The sequence below is a fragment of the Treponema porcinum genome, assembly GCF_900167145.1.
Taxonomy (GTDB): Bacteria; Spirochaetota; Spirochaetia; order Treponematales; family Treponemataceae; genus Treponema_D; species Treponema_D porcinum.
On record NZ_FUWG01000012.1, the window covers coordinates 58,823 to 82,036 of the forward strand.

Here is a 23,214-nt window from a genome sequence, read left to right on the forward strand (position 1 = left end):
CTGAAAAATCTACCTGAATTCAAGTATTCCGTTACCGGCGGAAACTGAAACAGTGCTTCCTTCGCCGAATTTTCCTTCAAGCAGTTCCTTTGAAAGAGGATTTTCCACCCACGTCTGAACGGCACGCTTTACAGGACGCGCACCGAATGCAGGATCGTATCCCTTTTCCGAAATAAAGTCCACTGCTGAATCGTCAAACTTAATCGTTATCCGTCTGTCCATAAGCCGCTTTGCCACGCGCTCAAGCTGAATTCTTACGATTCCGCCGATGCATGACTTATCCAGCCGCTGGAACATTACGATTTCGTCTATACGGTTCAGGAATTCCGGGCGGAAATGCGATTTCAAAAGCGAGTCAATCTGTCCTTTTGCAGCTTCCATTTTTTCTGACGTATCAGCATCAAGAATAAGCTCGCTTCCAAGATTGCTTGTCATAATGATAATCGTATTTTTAAAGTCTACAACGCGCCCCTGTCCGTCAGTAAGCCTTCCGTCATCAAGAACCTGAAGCAGAACATTGAATACATCAGGATGCGCTTTTTCCACTTCGTCAAAAAGAACTACGCTGTACGGTCTGCGGCGAACCGCTTCTGTAAGCTGTCCGCCTTCATCATAACCTACATATCCCGGAGGCGCACCGATAAGACGGCTTACGCTGAATTTTTCCATATATTCAGACATATCTATGCGGGTAAGAGCCTTTTCGTCATTGAACAGAAAGTCTGCAAGCGTCTTTGCAAGTTCCGTTTTTCCCACGCCGGTAGGTCCGATAAAAAGAAAACTTCCAAGCGGTCTGTTCGGGTCGCTCAAGCCGGAACGGTTACGGCGGATTGCATCGCTTACAACCTGAACGGCCTCATTCTGCCCGATAACGCGCTTATGCAGAACTTCCTCCAGCTGCAAATATTTCTGTTTTTCGCTTGAAAGCATTTTTGCAACAGGAATTCCTGTCCATGTACTTACAACGCGTGCAATGTCCTCTTCAGTAACTTCCTGACGCAAAAGAGACTCGCGTTCAGGATTTTCTTCAATCTGCTTATCGTGCGCAGCAGATTCTGAAAGCTGTTTTTCAAGCGACGGAATTACGCTGTATTTCAGCTCGGCGGCTTTTTCAAGATTTCCCTCGCGGGTAAATTTTTCCTCGTTAAAGCGCGCCTCTTCCAGCTGTTCCTTAAGTTTACGGCTTTTGTCTATGCTGTTTTTTTCGTTCTGCCACTGCATTTTCATCGCATCGCGCTTTGCAGTAAGTTCCGAAAGTTCCTTTTCCAGTTTTATAAGCCGCTCTTTAGAAGCAGCATCTTCTTCCTTGCTCAAAGACTGCTTTTCTATTGAAAGCTGAAGGATTTTCCGTTCAATCTGATCAAGTTCGGTAGGCTGGCTTTCAATTTCCATCTTAAGGCGGCTTGCAGCTTCGTCAACAAGGTCAATCGCCTTGTCCGGCATAAAGCGGTTTGTGATGTAGCGGTTTGAAAGAATTGCCGCGCTCACAAGAGCCTCGTCGTTTATGCGCACGCCGTGATGAATTTCGTATTTATCACGAAGTCCACGCAGAATGGCAATCGTGTCTTCAACACTAGGCTCGGCACAGTATACCTGCTGAAACCTGCGTTCAAGAGCGGCGTCTTTTTCTATATACTTGCGGTATTCGTCAAGGGTAGTTGCGCCGATAACGTGGATTTCTCCGCGGCTAAGCGCCGGCTTAAGAAGATTTGACGCATCCATAGAGCCTTCGCTTGCGCCTGCCCCTACAATCGTATGAAGTTCGTCAATAAAAAGGATTATCTGACCTTCTGACTTTGTAACTTCTGTGATGACGGCTTTTAGGCGCTCCTCAAATTCGCCGCGGAATTTTGCACCTGCAACAAGGCTTCCCATATCAAGTGAAAGAACCCTCTTGTTTCTGAGACTTTCAGGCACATCACCGCCTGCAATGCGCCGTGCAAGACCTTCTACAATTGCCGTTTTTCCAACGCCCGGCTCGCCGATAAGAACAGGATTGTTCTTTGTCCTGCGGCACAGAACCTGCATTACACGGCGGATTTCTTCATCGCGTCCGATGACAGGGTCGATTTTATCCTGACGGGCACGTGCAGTTAAATCAGTGCAGTATTTTTCAAGCGAGCGCATTTTGCTTTCAGGATCCTGAGAGTCTACGCTCTGGTTTCCCCGCACAGATTTCAGTGATTCAAGGACAGCCTCATAGGTAATTCCGTTTTTACGCAGCAAATCACCGGTCGCGCTGTCTGATTTTGTCATTGCAAGAAGCAGATGCTCGCACGAAAGGTACTGGTCTTTCAGTTTTGACATTTCATTTTCTGCCTTTGCAAGGACTTTCTGAACGCCGTCCGAAAGACGCATCTGCGTATTTCCAGTTACTTTTGGATACGAGCCCAACAAATCATCAACTTGTTTCTGCAAACTCTGAACGTTTACTCCTACACGCTCAACAATCGGAGGAACAATGCCGTCCTGCTGACTAAGCAACGATGAAAGAAGATGCTCCAATCCTATTTCGCTGTGATCGTTTTTCTGTGCAAGGGCGCTTGCGTTCTGCAATGCGTCCTGCGTTTTTAAGGTAAAATGTTCGTAATCCATATTTTTAAAATATGCACAAAAAACAGCGAATTCAAGAAAAAAGCTGACAAAAGGATTGCGCTATTCTACGGAGATGGAATTCCCTGTGTACAAATGATAGTAGCGTCCTTTCTGATTTATAAGCGACTCGTGCGTTCCGCGCTCGATAATCCTACCTTTTTCAAGGACAAGAATTTCATCTGCATTGCGGACAGTTGAAAGACGGTGCGCAATCACAAAAACAGTACGCCCTTTCATAAGGCGATCCATACCTGTCTGGATAAGAGCTTCAGTCCGCGTATCAATGGAACTTGTAGCCTCGTCAAGAACAAGAACAGGCGGATTTGCAACTGCCGCGCGCGCAATGGCAAGAAGCTGCCGCTGTCCCTGGCTTAAATTCGCGCCGTCGCCGGAAATTACCGTATCGTAGCCGTTTTCAAGGTGGCGGATAAAGCCGTCTGCATTTGCAAGTTTTGCCGCTTCAAGAACCTGAGCGCGGCTTGCCTCAAGATTTCCGTATTTTATGTTGTCAAAAATCGTTCCGGTAAAAAGATGAGTATCCTGAAGAACCATTCCCAAAGAACGGCGCAAATCATCTTTTTTTATCTCATTCAGCGGAAATCCGTCATATAAAATCCGTCCGTTTTCTTCAGGAACGTCATAAAAGCGTGAAAGCAGGTTTATCACCGTAGTCTTACCGCTTCCCGTAGAACCTACAAGCGCAATTTTCTGCCCCGGCTTTGCGTGAATGCTGATATTATGAAGAACAGTTTTATTCTCCCTGTAGCCAAACGAAACGTCATCAAAAACAACTTCTCCGTTCAGGCGAATAAGGTGATTGTCCGCATTGTCTTTCCACGCCCATTCGCCGGTATACGCAAACGACTGAACCAGTTTTTTTTCGCCGTCAATTTCTGCCTCGTATGCATTCACCAGAAGGATTCTTCCGTCATCTGTTTCCGGCAATTCGTCTATCGTACTGAAAATCCGTTCTGCGCCGGCAAGAGCATTTAAAATCGAATTGAACAGCTGGCTTATCATCGTAACAGGCTGACTGAACGAACGCGTATACTGCAAAAATGCCGCAACCGTTCCCAAATCCATACTTCCCGTAATTACAAAAAAAGCACCCAAAATAGCAACAAATGCATATTGTATATGCGTAAAGTTTCCCATTATTGGTCCCAGAATATTTGCAAACGTATTGGCTTCCATTCCCGACTGCTGCAATCTGTCATTCAGAACGGCAAAATCTGCCTCAATGACTTTTTCGTGATTAAAAACTTTTACGACCTTCTGCCCTTCGATATGTTCTTCTATATATCCGTTCACAATTCCGATATTTTTCTGCTGTTCCCGGAATGCAGATGCGCTCCTCTTTCCAATTTTTCGCGCAACAATCATCATAAGCGCAAGGCTTCCTGCAATAACCGCAGTCAAAACCGGACTGAGTACCAGCATCATCACAAAAACGCCAAGAACCGTAACAGATGACGACATCAGCTGCGGCACGGACTGGCTGAACATATCGCGAAGCGTGTCCGTATCATTGGTAAAACGGCTCATAATCTCGCCGTGCGGATGGGCATCGTAATATTTTACAGGAAGTTTCTCAAGTTTATTGAACAAATCAACGCGAATTTTGAACAGAAACGACGTAATAATGTGCAGCTGAATTCTGTTAGCACACCACGTTGCCGCCGCCCCTAGAGCAAGAATCACCGCAAGCCGTACCAGCAAAAGCAGGAACGAATGAAAGTCCGGAGACTCGTCATTTATCATAGGAATTATATAATCATTCAACGCTGGTTTTATAATGTATGAACTTGCAACGCTTGCAAACGAACTTACAAGAACGCACAGGAACACAAGAAACCACAGCGCCTTGAACTTTCGCAGATGGCTGAATATCCGCAAAATGACCTTTTTTGTATTCTGAGGCTTTGCAACCCCTTTAATTTTTACCGGTGGCACAATTTTCTCCTACACAACATCAGCATCTCCCATTGTCTGCTGAGATTCGTTTACTTCCCTATAAATAGTGTTAGTCTGCAAAAGCTCTTCATGAGTTCCCTGACCGATTATTTTTCCATCATCCAGAACAAAAATACAGTCTGCATCCTTTACGGAGCATATTCTCTGAGCAATGATGATTTTTGTAGTATCAGGGCAGAGTTTTCTAAGCGCATCGCGTATTCTTTTTTCCGTTGCAGTATCAACAGCACTTGTGCTGTCATCAAGAATTAAAATCTTAGGATTTTTCAGGAGAGCACGTGCAATACAAAGACGCTGTTTCTGTCCGCCGCTTAAATTCACGCCCCCCTGCCCCAACACGGTATCATATTTTTCAGGGAATGAAAGGATAAAATCTGCCGCATCAGCAGCGCGGCACGCAGCAGCAATTTCCTCATCGGAAGCATTGGCATTTCCCCACAGCAAATTTTCCTTAATCGTCCCGCTAAAAAGCACATTTTTCTGAAGGACGACTGCAACGCTGTTCCTTAAAGCCTTAAGCGAATATTCGCGGACGTTTTTTCCGCCAGCAAGAACTTCACCGGAAGATGCATCATACAATCGCGGAATCAGGTTTACAAGAGTAGTTTTTGACGAGCCGGTTCCGCCTATAATACCGACGGTCTGCCCCGGCTTAATGCTAAACGAAATATCAGAAAGCACAAAATTGCCGTTTCCCTTGCTGTATGAAAAACACACGTCTTTAAATTCAACAGAACCATCTGCAACAGTTTCAACAGGATTTTCAGGAGAAGCAATGTCCGGATGTTCATCCAGAACTTCGCATATACGTCTTACAGAAGCCCGGGACAGAACGATATTTACAAAAATCATCGCTATCATCATAAGAGACGTAAGAATCTGCGTTACATAGGAAAGAAAACTTACAAGTTCGCCGGATTTCATAGAACCGAAGACGACCATTTTTCCGCCGAACCAGAAAACAGCAATAATTGTTGAATACACAACCAGCTGCATCACAGGCGAAATACGGATAATAAGTTTTTCTGCATTCAGCTGGGCATTTCTTACCGCGTCCGCAGACTCCGCGAATTTTTCGCACTCACGTTCGCCACGTACAAATGCCTTTACTACGCGGATTGCAATTAAATTTTCCTGAACAATTGTGTTCAGCCTGTCGTATTTTTCAAGCATAACAGCAAAACGCGAATACGCTTTTATTGAAATGAATGCGATTATAACTGCAAGTACAGGAATAGAAATGCAGAACACAAATGCAAGCTTGGCATTCAGGAAAAATGCCATCACCGTTCCTGCAGTAAGCATAAAAGGCGCGCGGAAACAGATTCTGATTACAAGCTGATATACATTCTGAACGTTGTTTACGTCTGTCGTAAGTCGCGTTACAAGAGAAGCCGTACTGAAATGATCTACATTTGAAAAAGAAAACTCCTGTACTTTTGAAAAAAGCATCCTTCGCAGATTGTGGGAAAATCCCTGGCTTGCAACAGCACCAAACCGGGCACCGAACGCACCGCAGCACATCGAAAGGACGGAACAAAGAATCATACATGCACCAATCCGCAGAACATACTGCATATCGCGCGCAGCAATACCGTTATCTATAATAAATGCCATTAGAAATGGAATTACAGTTTCAAAGATAACTTCACCTATCATAACGAGCGGACAAAGTGCCGTATAGAACCAGTATTTTTTTTCAAGATTTTTTGTGATCTTTTTTATGGAAGACATACGTAAAATATACCAAAATCAACGGACAAAACGCAAGAAGAAGAAAAAAGGCGGACATCAGCCCGCCTTTTCCGTCTGCACGCCTAGCCTTTTACAGCACCGGCGGCAATTCCTTTTATAATATATTTCTGAAGTCCCAGATAGAAAATAATAATCGGGATTGAAGAAATCGTAAGCGAAGCACACATCGGACCGTAATCTTTCATAAACTGACCGTTAAATTTCATCTGTGCAAGCTGAATCGTTCCTTCTTTTATGACAATCAAAGGAAGAAGAAAGTCATTCCACAACCACAGCGCATCAATAACGGCAACAGTTGCAATAATCGTCTTTATTAAAGGAAGAATTATCACAAAGAAAATGTAGAACTTGCCTGCGCCGTCCATTGCGGCAGATTCCTCAAGTTCACGCGGAACGCCCTTAATAAATCCGTGAATCATAAAAATTGCCGTAGGACAGCCAAGTCCCCAGTACATAATTACAATTCCCGGAACATTCATCAAATTCAAGTCTTTTGCAAGAACGCCAATCGGTACCATAATAATCTGGAACGGAATTACAAGGCTGAACGCAAAAAATCCGTATAAAAACCAGGAGATTTTTGTATCTGAACGGGCAAGACCGTACGCGCACATTGCAGACGTCATAATAATTCCGCCAGTTCCAAACACGGTAATAAGAAACGTATTCAGAAAGACTTTCGGAAACTGCATCTGAGTCCAAGCCTGCGCATAATTTGCAAAGAATTTCACTGCGTCAGGCCTGAAATAACTCCAGTCCGCCGAGTTCGGAAGTCCAAGCGGATTTTTTATAATGGCAGCATTCGGGCGAAGGCTGTTTATAATTACAAAAATCATCGGATAAATAAAAAACACCGCAAAAACAATAAGAACTGCAAGAAGCGCCGCACTTCTCGCCTTTATATGTTTTTTTTCAAAAAAATACGACTTAAGGTTCATCACGCCTCAACCTCCTTTCGTTTCATCAGGAACAGCTGAATTCCAGTTACAAGAACAATCGCAAGGAACAGAACCATCGCCTTTGCCGTCGCCATTCCGGATTCTTTCATTGAATACGCCTGGAAATAAATATCGTAGACAAGCGGAACAGTTCCCGTTGCATATCCGGTTGGTCCGACCATTGCATACATAAGGTCAAAACTCTTAAGCGCATTTGCAATCGTAAGGAACAGAGAAATCGTAAGGGCAGGAATCATCATCGGAAGCGTGATGAAACGGAAACGCTGCCAGCCGGTAGCGCCGTCAATTTTAGCAGCTTCGATAATCTCGGTAGGAATGTTCTGCAAACCTGCAAGATAGACAATCATATAGTATCCGGCTCCCTGCCATACGGCAACGACAACCAGAAGCCACGGAGTCTTGTTCGGATCTGAAATCCATTTTTCAACGCCGGTAAGCGCCGGAAGCAGCTGGACGAACAGCATATTCCAGATAAGGGCAACAATAATCATTGAAAGTACGTTCGGCAGGAAGAATACAGTCCGCAGGATTTTCTGACCGTGCAGTCCTGTATCAAGTGCAAGAGCAAGCGCAAACGCAACTACATTTATGCCGATAACGGAGAAAAATGCAAAGAACAGCGTAAAGCCAACTACGCCCATATTCCGCTGCTTCACAACCCAGTTATCAGAAAGTGCAATTTTCAGTTTTCCTGCCTCAAGCATACCGTCTGCCACAGAAAGAACAGTATCCCTACTGCCGTCAGAAATTGAGTGCAAATGTATAAAGTCAACGGCTGCTTTCCTGATAGAATACGTATCCTGACCAAGGGCAATAACCTTAAGGTTACGCACAAAAGAATCAATGTCGCTTTCAGAAACTGTTTTGGTAACAAGAACCTCGGCAAGTTCCCACAGAGGTGTCGTTATTTCAAATTCATCATACTCTTTTGAAAGGCGGTATGAATCAGACGCTTCAGAATATGAATATGCCTTTTTTATTAAGGCACTGTCTTCACTATCTTTTGGAAGACGCCTTGCAATCTCTTTTTCAAAAGTCCGTCTTGGAATAGAACCAGGCAAATCAGAAGACTTATTGTATTTCTGAAGTTTTGTCGTATGAGGATAAAAATTACCGCCACTCTTGCCGGTAAAAATTTTCTTATAATTTTCAAGACCTACGAACCGGTATGCGTCCGGCTCATATTTTGTCTTTCTTATAATCCGCTCCAGTCTATATTTTTTCATACCGTTGATTGCACGGCGATGATAGGAATTGTCGTTTTCATCCAAATAATAAACGCTCATCACATAGTCTGCATCAGACTGCTTTTCAATCCGGGACAGAATTTTAAGTTCAAACTCTTCTTTTCCTAATGTCATAGGAACTTTTTGCGTAAGGCCATCCCAGTTCGTAAGGGAAATTCCGATTCCCCTGAAAAAAGGAGTAATAAAAAACAGCAAGTATAAAACCAGACACGGCAGGATAAATGCTGTAAAATACGACCATTTTTTTATTTTTGGCTCAACCATTATGTATAAATCCTTTCAGCAAGCAAAAAACAAGGGGCAGCAGAATAATCTGACCGCCCCTTCAATTAAATTATAATTTTAGTTTGCAGAAACTGCAGAAGCAGCCCACTGTTCGTCAATAGCTTTGATTACATCATCAGCAGATTTTACCTGCATCATATACTGCTGGGCACCGTTCTTGCACGCATCCTCAAATACTTTTGTAGGATATTGTGAGAATGCCCACGGATATGCGCCTTTTTCTGCAACAGAATTCATAAGGTCAGCATACGGAGCACCAAGAGAAGCGAAATCACCGCCCTGGAATGAGTGAGTAAGCTTATATTCAGAAACCCAAAGAGCCTTTCCTTCATCAGAAGAGAGCCAGTTCAGGAATTTGATTGCTGCATCCTGTTTTTCCTTAGAAGACTGTGAAGAAACACCGAACGTAGAGTCAACGTCAGCATACAGTTTGTTCATCTTTGCATCGTTGTAAACAGGGAACGGAATGAATCCTGCGTTCAAATTCGGATTAAGTTTGAGGGCATCAACATACGCCCACAGTCCCTGAACCATCATTGCAGATTCACCTTTTGCAAATGACTGCTGCTGTTCGCCGCCACCCATTTCACCTGCATTTGAATTCATATTAGCGCGGTAGAAATCAAGGATGCTGAACAGTTTTGCAGTATCAACAGCACCGTAAGATGATTTTCCTGCGTTCATAGAAGCAATGAAATCAGCCGGAGCGATGTTCTTTTCTGCAAGAAGTGCAGTGTGAATCATTGTAATAAAATGACCTACAGACCAGTTTTCCTTAAGAAGGGCTGCAAACGGAACAACGCCGTTCTCTTTCAGAACGCGGCATACTTTTTCAAGGTCGCGGTATGTAGCAGGAGCTTCAAGACCGAGCTTCTGGAAAATATCTTTGTTATAGATGATACCGATTCCTGCATAGTCCATCGGAACGGCATACTGTCTGCCTTCCCAAGTAACAGAAGGAAGCGAGCTTGGAAGAGCAGCCTGAAGAGCAGGTTCTTTTGAAAGATCTACAAGATAACCTTTTGATGCATACTCTTCAACGCGAGCATAAGACTGCATCTGAAGAATATCCGGCAAATCGTTCTGAGCCGCACGTGCAGACATTGAAGCATCTGCATCGTTTGGAATAATAAGCATTTTAATTGAAATATCAGGATTTTCTTTCTGGAATGCCTTTACAATCCTCATAAGTCCTTCCTGATTTTCCTGCTTGTAGTAATACATCTCAAGCTCAATCTTTCCGCCTGCAGAACGGGCAGCATCACCCTCTCCAGCACCTTTCTTCTGACATCCTGTAAATGCAGCACAAGCCAATGCAGCTGCAGCCAATGAAATCATTATCTTTTTCATTCTTTCCTCCGTAATGATAGATAACTTTTTTTTCTCAGCTTCTTTTACAAGAAGCTATTTTTTATGATAAGTCCATAAAAGTGATTTGTCAAATTAAAATATTTTTTACGCCGTTCAAGGCTGTTTATGACAAAAAAAAACGGCTCCGTTTTTTTACACGAAGCCGTTTTTTTTCTTTATAACAAGAAAAAGTTTATTTATTTAAGGATATTGCGTCCGTACAAATCAGAGATGAACGCAAGGTTTTCTGCCCGTTCTTTTGTCAGGCTGCCAGGTGCAATTCTCCATGCCCAGTTCGTTCCGCCAAGGGTGTTAGGCGTATTCATACGCGCTTCTGCGCCAAGGTCAAGAATGTCCTGCATAGGAATTACTGCCATATCTGCCGTTGATGCGATTGCACTGCGGATAAGACCTGCACACAGTTCGCCGTTGTCAGAAAGCGCACGCGCCTCAGTTTCGGAAATTTTCTTTCCGAACGCATATTCTGCCGCAATTTTTACTGCCGCATCAGAAGCGCTGTCAAGCCAGCCCTGCATAGTGTCGTTGTCATGCGTTCCGGTGTATACAACGGAAGTCTGCGGATACATGTGCGGAAGGAATGCGTTTACCATTCCGTCTTTTCCGGCTTCGTTCGGGTCAAATGCAAACTGAAGGACTTTCATTCCAGGGAAACCGGAATCATCACGAAGTTTGCGAACACCGTCGGTGATAACGCCCAGATCTTCTGCAATAATAGGAAGTTCGCCGAGTGCTTTTTTAATCGCATCGAACAAAGCAATATTCGGGCCTGGAATCCACTTGCCGTTCACAGCCGTAGGATCGCCGTAAGGAATTGACCAGTATGCTTCAAATCCGCGGAAATGGTCAATGCGTACGATGTCAACAAGCTCTGTCATCCGCTGGGTGCGTTTTACCCACCACGAATAGTTGTCTTTCTTCATTGCATCCCAGTCATACAGCGGATTACCCCACAGCTGACCAGTAGCACTGAAATAATCCGGCGGAACACCGGCTACTTTCAAAGGGATTCCTTTTTTATCAAGCTGAAAGAACTTCTGGTTTGCCCATACGTCAGCAGAATCCGGCGCAACGAAAATCGGAATGTCACCGATAAGCTTTATTCCCTTGCCGTTTGCATACTCTTTCAAAGAAAACCACTGTTTTGCAAAGAAGAACTGAATTACTTTTATCTGCTCAATGTTATCTGTGTGCCCGGCATTCCATTTTGAAACTTCTACCGGATCGCATTTTGCAAGTTTTTCCGGCCAGAAAGCATTCCACATCTGTGCAATGCCGCTTACGCCTTCTTTATCTGCCTTTGCATCGTAGAACTGCTTTATGCTGGTGAAATTTGCGTAGTTATCAAGCCAGCTGGAATTATCATTCTTGAACGCTTCGTAATCCTCACGGTCTTTCTTGCTACAATTTGCAAGGAAGTATGACGCGCATTTAAACAGCACAGGCATTTTCCACCAAACTACGCTGCCGAAATCAACAGGACCGTCCGTCTTTATATAATCAGCAGGAATGATGTCATTTTTGTCTGCCCATCCTTTCGCCGCAAGGTCGTCAAGGTCAATCATCAGCGGATTGCCTGCAAACGTAGAAAACGATGCATACGGAGAATCGCCATATCCCGTAGGTCCAATAGGAAGAATCTGCCATAATGTCTGATGTGCAGATTCAAGCCAGTCAACAAATTCATACGCTGCTTTTCCCAGCGTACCTATACCTGGTGTACCCGCAAAAGATGTCGGGTGCATTAAAATACCACTGCTTCTTGTAAATTTCATTCCACCATTTTAATATACGTTTTATAAATTGTAAACAAAACCAATGTGCAAAACAGGGAAAATCAAAGCAAACGCGCCATTAAAAATGCATCCGATTAAAGAGCCGGGCGTTCACTGTGCAGACGAACCGTTTACATAATCTAAAAATTCTTTCGTCTTGCTCCAGTATTTTATTCCCCAGTTTTCAAAATTCCATTCTTCCATATAATTATTGCATTCGTAATCTATATAGAACAGAACGTCATTCTGAACGACAAAATTAGTCGGAAAATAGTCGATGTTCAACCCGGCAGGATACAAAAGCCTGCACATCTCCTTAACCTGACCAATATACGCATCTGTCATTTTGTCCTGCTTTACAAGATCCATTGCCGTAGGACCGTCTATAAATTCCTTAAGAATCCGCTCCTGTTTAACATCCGTATCAATAAGTTTTGGAAGCCTTATTCCTGTTGATTTCAGCGTTGCGTAATCGTTCTGCTCAGCCTCAATCTTGTTGCCGAAAGTATAGTAACTGCACGGTTCGTGATGAATCTGCTTAAGTACAAACTTCTTTCCGTCGCGCTCTGCAAGATAGGAATATCCGCCTTTCCCCTTTCCGAGAAGCGACACAACATTAAATTCAGTTCCGTTTATCGTCATTGCTTTTTGCATATTGTAAATCTCCATATCATCAGTATACTATCAAAAGATTTATTATTTTTTCAAAATAATATTCTATAATAACACAATCCTATCAAAATACTGCACCGCGCATTTTTTTGCGGCAGTTTTTTAATTTTCAGTCTGAACTGTAATCTGTATTTTAGGAGGAAAAGTGAGCATCGGTACGCACGAAACTAAAATTCACGGGCGGCTGGACTTTCCGTATATTGTCTATACAGGAAAAATCCCGGAATTTCTGCACAACTATCCCCTTCACTGGCACGAAGAATTTGAAATCATTTATATAGAACATGGAACAGGATGCATCAGCGTACAATCCCGTCCGTACATCTGTACCGCCGGAGATGTCGTTCTCATTCCGCCGCAGTCCGTTCACGACATACGGCAGACGGAAAATAAATCAATGCGATATTTTAACATTCTTTTTAAATTCTCGCTCCTTGAGGAAAATGAAAATTCCGTCTGCTACAAAAAATATTTTCAGCCGTATACCGGTGACAGCCAGCTATCGTCGTTCCATCTGCCGAAAGACAGCGAAATGAACAGAAAAATCGCTCCGCACATACAGGAACTGATTGCACACAGAAAGGAAAAATACACCACGAACGAACTGATGATAAAATCACACCTGTACGCCGTCCTGTTTGAAATAAACAGTCTGCTCATTCCGATGACCACGCAGGGAAAATCAATGCATTCGTCAATCGCAAGGCTTAAGCCTGTGCTCCGCTACATTCAGGAAGAATATCAGAAAGAAATCACCGTAAAAGAAGTGGCGGAACTCTCAAATCTTTCCGAAAGCCATTTTATGAAATCCTTTAAAAATCTGACCGGCATTTCTCTTATAAAATATGTAAATTCTGTGCGGCTTGAAAATGCCGAGCGGCTTTTGAAAAACACGGACAAATCAGTTTCCGAAATCTGCGAAGAATGCGGCTTCCACTATTTCTCCTATTTTATACGGGCATTCAAAAGTACATACGGCTGTACTCCGGGCGAACTTCGGAAGAAAGCGGCAGAAGCCCCTGTAGAAAAAACATCCGCCACCGCAGGTAAAGCCGATTTTGCACATAACGCTAGCTGTTGTAGTTCCGCTTTACCTTGAGCGTAGTCGTCATTTCAAGCGGCTCGTCAAGAATTGTAATCCGCGTTATTCTCTGGTAAGGCTGAAGCCGCCTGTTCACCCTCTCCACAATGGCAGAAACAGCTTTTTCAACCGCCTTTCTGGCGTCATCATCATATAAATCACGCCGTATCTTAAGGTGCGCAAAAAGTTCGTCGCCAGGGTAGACAAGCGCTTCCAGTTCTTCTGACTTCATTTTCTCGTCGGCAATATAACCGCGTACGGTTATCTGCTGTATGTCCGTTTCAAGCTGGAACGCATCCTCGATTTCTTCCGGATAGACGTTCTTTCCGCCTTCCGTAACAATCATATTTTTCACGCGCCCGCTCAGCATAAGATAATTTTCCTTATCAATCCACCCCAAATCACCTGTCTTGAACCAGCCATCTTCCGTAAAGACTTTTGCAGTTTCTTCAGGCATATTATAATATCCCTGCATAACCATCGGACCTTTTACTGCAATCTCGCCGATTCCGTTTTCATTCGGGTTAAGGATTTTCATTTCCATTTTTCCGACAAAATATTTTCCGACGCTTTCAATCTTGAAATGATGAACGGGATTTAGCGCGATAATAGGTGAAGTTTCCGTAAGACCGTATCCCTGCACAAAATTAATGCCCATCTCGTTATAAAGACGGAATACGCTTTTTGCCAGAGGACCGCCGCCGCAGATTGCAATGCGGATTGTATAAATGTTTGCCTGCTGAAGAACTGCCTTAAAAATCCGTTTACCAGGATTTATACCGAATGTCTTTTTTATGATGAACGAAACAGCCATAAGCATTTTCATAACGGCATAGACAACAGGACCTTTGTTTTTTATCCCCTTGATAATTCCGGCGGCAATTTTATTAAACAGCATCGGTACACCTAAAAGCATAGTTATCTTACCGTCTTTCAGTTCTTTCATAAGACGGCTGACTGCCATACTTTTTCCGAACACAATCTCTGCACCTACGGAAATCGCCTCTATAAAAACGGCAAGCATAGTATACGCATGGTGAATAGGCAGCAGGGCATAAAAAACGTCAGTTGAGAAAATCCGCATATTGCTCTGTGCAATATAACAGTCGCTCACAAGGTTTTTATGGCTTAGCATAACGCCTTTAGGAGTTCCAGTCGTACCGCTTGTAAAAAGAATTGCAGCCGTTTCCTCCATCAAAGCAGGCTCTGGATTTTTCTGCACATCTGCGCACAGGGAAAGCGAATAAAGTTCACCCTGCTTCCTGCTCAAGGAAAACACCCTGCAATCCATTTGTTTTGCGGCAAAATGGTCATACTTTTCTTCATCAATAAAAAGCATCACAGGCTTTGCCGCTGCAATAAGATTTTCTATTTCTTCCGGACGAAGCGCATAATCCATAGGGCAGATAACGGCACCGGCATACAGAGCCGCAAGATACACGACCGCCCATTCAGGAGAATTTTTCCCTGACACGGCAATTCTGTCTCCGTGCTGAACGCCGTTTACCGTCATCCAGTTTGCAAGCGTAAGAACAAGTCCTTTTGCCTGCGTATAAGAATATGTCCGTTTTTCACCGTTCTCACCTTCCCAGTCAGTAAAGCACGGGCGGTCTGGATAACGTTCTACGGTAATATTAAACATTTCGGGAAGCGTCGGCCATTCGCCTGTAAAAAACGTTCCCCGGAAATCTTCCAGAAACTGGCTTGGATTATAATTTTTCAAATCGTCCATAAACAGAAACTCCGCTATAATGCCGGAACTTCTCTATAAAGCCGGCGGAATGCAAATATCAGATACAAATTCATTATACACCTGAGGCAAAAATAAAAAAAGTTTATTTTTACATTCCGCCTTTATCATTCTACAAAGTTCCCGGCGTTCCTCCGTTTGTTGCAGAAACCTGCCAGCATTCAGCAGAATGACCGTCTTTTATCTTAAGAAGCGATTTTGTAGCTGTAATTCCGTCAGCATTAACAGCCGCACCAATAGAACTGTCCGGCGACCACAAATTTTGGCGGACAGCATCTTCCAGAACAGACGAAAAACTTTCATTCTTCCAGTTTTCTGTTCCTGCCTTTGCATACGGCACGACATCCAAAAGAGTTCCGTCAGCAGAATTCCTTAAAACGACAACATCAGCCGTATCATTAAGCCGGGCATCTTCGTTTTCATCCCATAAATCACGCACGCCGGAAGCAGAACCGAGCGCATAAGACAAATTCAAGTCATCGTCAAGTTCGCTTATACAGCCTTCTCCCTTAGAACGCAGGTGGACTACGACAATATCTCCCTCACTTACGCGCACTGACGGAAGGACAAATTTCTTTTCCTCTCCATCGCTTACGCTGAAAAGTTCAAGTCCGGAAAGATTGCCGGCGCTTTTGGCGCAAAGTTCAACGTATTCGCAGTAGAATTTTCCGTCGCCTTTCGATTCGCCTTTGTACATCTGGCGTATCTCCGTAATCTCAAGAACCGGAATTTCTGCGTTGTAGCCGGAAAAAGGAATGCAGAACGTAAGCGAATTTCCTGATTCATCAATAACGTCGCCGAACAAGGAATACTCCCTGCCGATTTCAAGACCGGAAGAAAACGTAACGTCGGCAAAGCAGATAGAATTTTCCTGACTGTCGTATGACACAGAATCAATCTCAACTTCCGGTGTAAGGTTAAGATTTTCAAGCGTAATTTTTTTTGAAAACACAAGCCGCATAGTTTTTTCGCCTGTAAGGGAATACGATTCAAGCACGGGAGTCGTATAATCCCCTTCCGAAACGGAAATGCCAGTTTCCGTCATTTTGCAGGAAACGTGGCTTACAGCAAGAAGAACAACCGCCGCAATGGCAGACGACTGAACCAGTGAAAAAAGAACGCCCTGACTGCGTCCGATTTTTTTGAAAAGTTTTTTCATACCTTTACCTCTTTTTTTGGTTTCTACATAGATGTCGAATTCTTTTTGAAAAAAAGGCAAAATTTGCAAAAAAAAAAATCCGCAAAAGCGGATTTTTTTTGAAAAATCTATATTTTACAGATTATTTTGCATCAGAATCATTATGTTCTGCAAGATTAAGAAAAAAATCACTGTTCAAAGCGGCGGCTTCTATCATATACCTGATGTTCGTTCCTGTCTTATCTTCAACAGTTTTTTCAACTATAAACACAATGTTTTTACCAGAATTATCGCATACAATCCGCTCAATCTTGTAACCTGTTACACCTGAACGCTTTACAGACGGAGTACCGATAACCTGACGGGCAAGCACCGTTCCGTCCGCATCCCGCTTTTCAAGATTGATTACAAACGAAGATTTTGTCTTTATTCCGCTTCCGACGTATTCAGGAACAAGCCTTACGTGATAATACGCCTGATCCTTGCTCAGCGAACTTACAAAATCCTTGAACACAATTTCATCAAGCGAAGATTTTTTTTCATCTTCGCGAATATAAAGCACCTGATCCGGCTTTGCAGGATTACATCCGTATTTTTTTATCGCATTGAAATTCTGTCCTGCAAGAGAATCGAATACTTCTTTGCCGTTTTTATTGAACGTAACGGCAGACGGCTTTACCCGGAACACACCGCCGTCTACATAATCATTTCCGGCAACATCGACTGTATAAATTTCAGCCCACCCCTGAAAAGATTTGTCCGTTTTTCCGTACTGACCGAAAATATAATATGCACCGTCCGCAGAAAATCCGCTGTCAACAAGAACAGCTGCATCACCTGCAAAAGAAACGGCAGCAGCAATAAAAAGAAAAATACCACCGGCTATTATTTTTTTCATAGTTCCCCCTGAAAAAGTCAATAAGAATATATGTTTCTTCTGGCTTTCCCATCTTCTTTTAAAGTCTACATATAGATTTTCGGTTTTTTACAGTAAGTCTTTACTAAAATTTATATTGAAGCTATGATTTTTAAAATGACTATCAAGACCAGAAACAGAATAAACCTTTTTCTTATTTTCATTTCCCTTACGCTGCTTGTATTCATAGGAATTCTGATTCCGTTTCTGTACACAACAGGAAAACTGGCTGTACCGGCTGACATTCCTTACGTAAAATTCCAGCAGTACTTTCTGACCAGATTTAATTTTACGGCAGTATTGTTTTCTATTTTTATTTTTCCGCTGTATTCGTTCATTATGCTGCTTTACCTTAACGTTGAATTTGAAAAAACGCAGTCAACGGAAATCATCTATTTTTCCATTTTTCTCATTGCCTGCCTTGCAGAACCAGTCAGGATGTGCTTCCCGTTTTTTGACCTGTGGCACACAAAAACGCACCTTGCACTTGTTGCAAGCACGATAATGCTTTCAGGGCGGATTCTTGCACCGCTGAGCCTTCTTTTTGCCGTAATTTACAATAAAACAGAATCCCGTCAGTACGTTGAACAGAACATTCTGGTTCTGTTTGTAGTTTCAATTTACATTTCCGTACTCCTGCCGTTCAACACACAGAAAGTCCTTCCGCTGTGCCAGCTTGAATACGGCTACCCGAAAGTCTTTACGTATTCACAGTACGCGCTGTTTCTTGCGGCAATAATAACGCAGACAATCAGTTTTTTTCAGGACAAAAGCCAGAGAACTTTCCCATACGGAATGATTCTTATGTGCACAGGATACCTTTTTCTATGTAGCGCATACAGTTTTCTGATTCTGGGAACAGGGACTGTCCTGCTTTTTACAGGCAGTATGTCATATCTGAAAGCGCTTCATAAAATGTATTTGTGGAACGATTTATAAAACTGTAATTTTCATAGCGGTTAAATGCATCCCTGAAAAAACTGTGCAAGCGCGCCTATAACAACAGGAATAAAAACGTTGTCTAAATCTGCCATAGGAATGACCTCTATAATCATTGCGGCAAGCGCAAGAAAAAACGAAACGGCCGCATTACGGCATACGCAGAACGAAGAAACGAATACCGCAAAAAAACAAGTAAGGCTTCCAGCGGCTGTTTTTCCGTGCGTAAAAGGAATGTATATGCGCCCGAACAGTTTTCCGCAAAGGCTTGCAAGTCCGTCTCCGAATGCAAGTGCATAAATCCCAATTGAAGCAGCCGGAAGATTCCATAAAAGGGCGGACATTACAATTCCGATTACAAGAGTAACAGGTCCAAGAACGAATTTATTTTCATCGCGTTTGCGTGCGGCAACGGCAGTTATTTTTGCAACGACAGGAAGTTCTACACCTTTCAGGCGAAGCAGCTCAGAAACGCAGTAAAACACCAGAAGCGCGCACAAAAGCACAATCACCGGCTCATACGCAATTCCAAGAAAAAAAGGAACAAACGAACTGCACATATGAATTGATTTTCTTACCAGTTCTTTCAATATGCTGTTTCTATACTGTTTGAGCGCAATTCCGCCCTTCAAATTCAATGCCATTATGGATTCAATCCTTCCTCTGTACTGAGCGTACGAGGCACGTCCGTATAAATCGCCGGTTCAAAATCCGGCATCGGATGTGTAAGATATTTTATATTCTGCTCCGCAAGATTGCTTCCGCCAAGACGGATGAGCGTCTGCTGATTACGTGTAAGCGCATCCCAGGCACGTATAGATTCCTGGAAATTTGAAATTGCCTGTGCATTGAGCGTACTGTTCCCTGTCCGCCGGGCAAGCTTGTACAACGTTACGCCAAGATTATTTGATGCCTTCAGATACAAATCAACGATTTCTGACTCATCAGAGCGCATCTGCGGAAACAGAATTCCTTTCTGTTCCTTTTCCGCATCAAGAATGTCAATAAGACGTTCGTAGTACCCCTGTGAAGCGTACGCATCATTACGAAGTGACAGCGTATTTCCCATTGCAAGAAGAAGGCTCGTATCATCAGGATTGTCTTCAGATGCCTTCATAAACGAACCAAGAGCCTCTGAATAATTTTTCTTGCCGTACTGAATTGCACCGATTTTATAGCGGATTTCAGAAGTATCATTATCGTTACTGACAGAATCCTGATAATTTAAAAGCGCACTGTTCACATCACCAGAAATAAAATAATCTATATCACCCATATCGGCATAAAGTTTTCCAACCTGATGATTTCCCTCAAAACCGCTTGACATCTGTTCATTCTGGAACAGCGAAATGCCGGAAGTAAAATATTCCCTAGCCTTCAAATATTCGCGTTCTTCTATATATTGCTCGCCAAGCAGACGGTATGAGTCAATATACTTGTATATGTCACGCTTTTTTAGTGACAGAGCATTTTCAAAAGCAAGAAGCGTTCTTTCAAGCGAAGATTTTGCATTCATACTGTTGTTCATCTGGACGTAATAGCGCGAAAGATTGTAAAGTGCCGCAGGATTGGAAGAATCCGCGCGGACAGCACGCATAAGCATTTCCTTTACATCTTCGATTTTTGTACGCAGGTATTCGTCAGCCGGAGCAAGCGGTCCGTAAAGCTTGTCAAGCATAAATCCGCTAAGTTCCGTCCAGTCCTGCGCGCCAAGAGATTTTTCCTTCGGCATAAAATGTTCTTTCAGTTGCAAAACTTCAAGAAGATTATCAGTCCTGATAAAGTAACGCATCATACGCGACATATACAAATTCGTCGGTCCGTACATTTGAATAAGCTCTGCATATTTTACGCGCGCATCTTCAAATTTAGAAAAATCTTTTTCCGTAGCCCACTCAAGATACGTATCACCCAGCAAAAGCAGACCGTCAGAATCATTTACGTGATAATCAAGCACGTCGCGCAGAAGGACGTTCTCCGCCTTTTCATAGTTTGCAAGGTCATTAAGTTCCATTTCCGCATACTCAAGTCCGGCTGTTTTATCGTGATTGAAACAGTAAAGGATATTTCTGTACATCTGTTCCGCACGGGCATACTGTTTGTGACGGCGGTAGCCCTGTGCATAACGGAAGAACCATTTTTTCTGAAGGTCATACAGCACCGCTTCGTTAAATTTCAGCTCGGAATTCGGGTAGTCGTCTGTCTCAAGAAGCACATATCCCTGCCTATAGAGTGAAGAAGCCTTTGCCGGTTTATAGATAAAATTCTTTGCAAACAGAAACAGCAGAATGCACAGACCTGTTGCAACAGAACAGACCATTGCTCCCGGAATGATTTTATTGCGCAGCTGATACTGGAACGAACTTTTGTAAATCTCATATTCTTCGGAAGTGCGACGCTCAAAATCACGCGGAACAGGCAGCGCAATATCAAGCATTTTTTCAAGCTCGGAAGCAAGCTGCCGGGCAGGCACTTTTTTAAGGACTTTTAAAATAATTTCGAATTCTGCTTCATCAGTGAATTCATTTTTTACAATCAAATCTTCAACTGCAATGCGGACATTAAGCGGATAGGAAGACAGATTTTTTAGGAATTTCTGGTACTGCTCGTCGGAAAGCGTATTTGGCGGAAGACCGTTGTTATCGTCAGGTTCTGGTTCTGCTGGCGCAGATGCAGGCCCAAGCTTTCCGTTTTTCTGTTCCGCAACTGTATCAACATCAGAAAATCCAGGAATTTCAAAATCACTGTTTTCAAACTGAATGTCATCGTCGCTTCCAAGCTCAAAACCGGACGCATCATTTCCGGCAAGCTTTGCGTCAGTATCAGGAAATTCAAGTCCTTCCATTGCAGAAATATCAAAAGTTTCTGCAGGAACAGACTCATCCGTAGAAGCAGAAAAAGAACTTTCATCTGCGGCATCATCAAGATTAAAATTAAAATCAGCAGGAAAATCATCACTACTTCCGGCATCAGAAGCATCACCAGATGAAACTGCATCCCCGGAAGAAGCGCTGTCACCAGAAGAAGCGGCATCATCCAAATTCAAAGACTCATTTTCCGAAGGTGAAACATCTTCATCTGAAGGAACGGCTGAAGAAAAATCAGGAGTATCAAGTGAAAAACCGGAATTATCACCGTCAAAATCAGACAGCTTGAATGCATCATTCTGTTCAGCCTCTTTTACAAAATCAGAAGCCGCATCTACTTCATCTCCAAGCGGCGGAAGTTCCATATCGGAAGAATCAAACAGTCCGTCAGGAATGCCGGCATTTTCAAATTCAGCCTCACCGTCAGAAGATACATCATCAGTTTTATTTTCCGAATTTTTATCTGAAATATCATCAAAATCAATGTCAGGAAGATTAAACGCATCCGCTTCGTTTCCTAAAGCCGTCCCTGTTTCCGCGTCATTCACATTCCCGTCAGTTTCAGAAGGAATATCCTGTGCAGGTTTATTTTCCGCCGTTTCATCAGCGTCCTGAAGTTCTATATCGTCATCACCAGAAACAAGATTGTCAACATCAAAATTTGCATCATCAAAAGAAGCCAGATCAAAGTCATCTGCACTGAAAGACGTCTTGCTTTCTTCTAGAGGAATGTCATCAACTGGCTTGTTCGACGAATTCGGTTCACTCACTGTTTCTGCCTGATTTTCAGAAGCAGTTTCATCCGGCGTAATGTCTTGTATATCAAGTCCGTCTATTCCAAAATTCCCGGACTGTTCAGTAACCGGCTCATCACCGGCACCGGCGCTTTCTGTTTCTGAAGGAACAGCAGGAATTTCATCAGACGTAATATCCTGAACGTCAAAACCGTCTATGTCGGACTCTTCGTGTTCCTCCAAAACAGTTTTGAAATCAGAAGCAGGTTCTGCATCGGCGTCTGCGGCAGCCGCAGAATTCTGGGAAAGTTCCGCAAAATCTTCCGCAGAGAAACTTGTTCCCGGCGCAACATCTTCACCCTCCTCAAGTTCTTCCGGTTCATCGTCAAGCGTTTCCAGCAGTTCGGCATCTTCAAGCGGTTCTGCAAATAAATCAGCGTCATTCTGCATACTGCCGCCCGTATCAGAGTTACCAGACTCATCAGCATTCCCCAGTACATCAGACAAAGACGGAATTGAACCGGCGGCAGACACATTCTCCGCAGGCTCCGTAGAGAAGCTGTTTTCTTCAGAATAACTGTTTTTAGTTCCAGAAAATTCTTCCGGTTCATCAGAAGAAGTAAAATTATCAGATTCTGTTTCGGCGTCAGAATTTTCAGATGTTCCCTCAGAACCGTCAAAGCCTGTACCACCAAGCAAATCTTCAAGGCTTAAATCTGAAATCTCAGGTTCTTTTTCTTCAGGAACTTCCTCTGGTTCTTCCTGGTCTACTGGTTCCATAAATAAAGAAAGATCTGGAACTGCATCATTCTCGTCAGATGCAGTGGCAAGACCAATAGGATTTAAGAGTGAAGAAACATCAGGAACCGGCGCAGAAGGCGCTTCGCTCTGTACAGGAGCAGAATCAGACGAAGAAGAACTGCCCATAATATCAGACAAATCTTCATCAAGAGCCGGCTTTTCTTCCATCGCCGCAATAACATCTTCCGATGGCTCGGGCATACCCATCACAAAATCATCAGAATCATCAACATCCTTAATTCCCTTAGGAATCGGCAGAGAACCGACTTTTTCACCGCGCTTTGAACGCAGTTCAGCTTCATTACCAAGAGAAAGAATATCCGAATTGAATTTTTTGAGTTGACTTAGACCCGGCATA

The 23,214-nt window shown here is 43.3% G+C and carries 15 protein-coding genes; 2 read left to right on the forward strand and 13 right to left on the reverse strand.

Annotation, left to right across the window (positions count from 1 at the left end):
- Positions 1–9 precede the first annotated feature (9 nt).
- The 8 genes from clpB to B5D55_RS08500 all read right to left on the reverse strand — a co-directional run bounded on the left by clpB (position 10) and on the right by B5D55_RS08500 (position 12,627).
- Complete coding sequence (clpB, locus tag B5D55_RS08465; protein WP_078933571.1) at positions 10–2,595, reverse strand: ATP-dependent chaperone ClpB; 2,586 nt, start codon at positions 2,593–2,595, stop codon at positions 10–12.
- Positions 2,596–2,655: 60 nt separating this feature from the next.
- Positions 2,656–4,548, reverse strand: coding sequence for an ABC transporter ATP-binding protein (locus B5D55_RS08470; RefSeq protein ID WP_078933572.1), 1,893 nt, complete (start codon positions 4,546–4,548; stop codon positions 2,656–2,658).
- A gap of 9 nt (positions 4,549–4,557) precedes the next feature.
- Complete coding sequence (locus tag B5D55_RS08475) at positions 4,558–6,303, reverse strand: ABC transporter ATP-binding protein (protein WP_078933573.1); 1,746 nt, start codon at positions 6,301–6,303, stop codon at positions 4,558–4,560.
- An 83-nt stretch (positions 6,304–6,386) separates the two neighbouring features.
- Positions 6,387–7,262: a carbohydrate ABC transporter permease gene (locus B5D55_RS08480; RefSeq protein WP_078933574.1), complete on the reverse strand. Its 876-nt coding sequence runs from the start codon at positions 7,260–7,262 to the stop codon at positions 6,387–6,389.
- Positions 7,262–8,794, reverse strand: a complete 1,533-nt coding sequence (locus B5D55_RS08485) for a carbohydrate ABC transporter permease (protein WP_078933575.1) — start codon at positions 8,792–8,794, stop codon at positions 7,262–7,264. Before B5D55_RS08485 ends, B5D55_RS08480 begins: the two co-directional genes overlap by 1 nt.
- A gap of 78 nt (positions 8,795–8,872) precedes the next feature.
- Positions 8,873–10,165: an ABC transporter substrate-binding protein gene (locus B5D55_RS08490; RefSeq protein WP_078933576.1), complete on the reverse strand. Its 1,293-nt coding sequence runs from the start codon at positions 10,163–10,165 to the stop codon at positions 8,873–8,875.
- A 197-nt stretch (positions 10,166–10,362) separates the two neighbouring features.
- Positions 10,363–11,958, reverse strand: coding sequence for a 4-alpha-glucanotransferase (malQ, locus tag B5D55_RS08495; RefSeq protein WP_078933577.1), 1,596 nt, complete (start codon positions 11,956–11,958; stop codon positions 10,363–10,365).
- Between the two features lie 111 nt (positions 11,959–12,069).
- The gene (locus B5D55_RS08500; protein ID WP_234975413.1) at positions 12,070–12,627 is read right to left on the reverse strand and encodes a BUD32 family EKC/KEOPS complex subunit; all 558 of its coding nucleotides are present in this window, start codon (positions 12,625–12,627) and stop codon (positions 12,070–12,072) included.
- A gap of 148 nt (positions 12,628–12,775) precedes the next feature.
- Between B5D55_RS08500 and B5D55_RS08505 the strand changes: the two genes are divergently transcribed.
- Positions 12,776–13,729 carry an AraC family transcriptional regulator gene (locus tag B5D55_RS08505; protein ID WP_078933578.1) on the forward strand — a complete coding sequence of 318 codons (954 nt, stop codon included), beginning with the start codon at positions 12,776–12,778 and terminating at the stop codon, positions 13,727–13,729.
- On the opposite strand, the gene B5D55_RS08510 is transcribed toward B5D55_RS08505, so the two are convergent.
- The 3 genes from B5D55_RS08510 to B5D55_RS08520 form a co-directional block, all read right to left on the reverse strand.
- Positions 13,701–15,443 carry an AMP-dependent synthetase/ligase gene (locus tag B5D55_RS08510; protein ID WP_078933579.1) on the reverse strand — a complete coding sequence of 581 codons (1,743 nt, stop codon included), beginning with the start codon at positions 15,441–15,443 and terminating at the stop codon, positions 13,701–13,703. The two genes, B5D55_RS08505 and B5D55_RS08510, sit on opposite strands and share 29 nt — an antisense overlap.
- Positions 15,444–15,573: 130 nt before the next feature.
- The gene (locus tag B5D55_RS08515) at positions 15,574–16,620 is read right to left on the reverse strand and encodes a lipoprotein TP_1001-related protein (protein ID WP_078933580.1); all 1,047 of its coding nucleotides are present in this window, start codon (positions 16,618–16,620) and stop codon (positions 15,574–15,576) included.
- A 121-nt stretch (positions 16,621–16,741) separates the two neighbouring features.
- Positions 16,742–17,497: a DUF2259 domain-containing protein gene (locus B5D55_RS08520; RefSeq protein ID WP_078933581.1), complete on the reverse strand. Its 756-nt coding sequence runs from the start codon at positions 17,495–17,497 to the stop codon at positions 16,742–16,744.
- A 123-nt stretch (positions 17,498–17,620) separates the two neighbouring features.
- On the opposite strand from B5D55_RS08520, the gene B5D55_RS08525 reads away from it, so the two are divergent.
- Positions 17,621–18,454: a hypothetical protein gene (locus tag B5D55_RS08525; protein WP_078933582.1), complete on the forward strand. Its 834-nt coding sequence runs from the start codon at positions 17,621–17,623 to the stop codon at positions 18,452–18,454.
- Between the two features lie 20 nt (positions 18,455–18,474).
- Here the strand turns inward: B5D55_RS08525 and B5D55_RS08530 are convergent, their stop codons facing one another.
- Positions 18,475–19,098: a diacylglycerol/polyprenol kinase family protein gene (locus B5D55_RS08530; protein WP_078933583.1), complete on the reverse strand. Its 624-nt coding sequence runs from the start codon at positions 19,096–19,098 to the stop codon at positions 18,475–18,477.
- A complete protein-coding gene (flcA, locus tag B5D55_RS08535) occupies positions 19,098–23,213 on the reverse strand; it encodes a periplasmic flagellar collar protein FlcA (RefSeq protein ID WP_078933585.1) in 4,116 nt (1,371 codons plus the stop codon). The genes B5D55_RS08530 and flcA overlap by 1 nt, the downstream gene beginning before the upstream one ends.
- Position 23,214 lies beyond the last annotated feature (1 nt).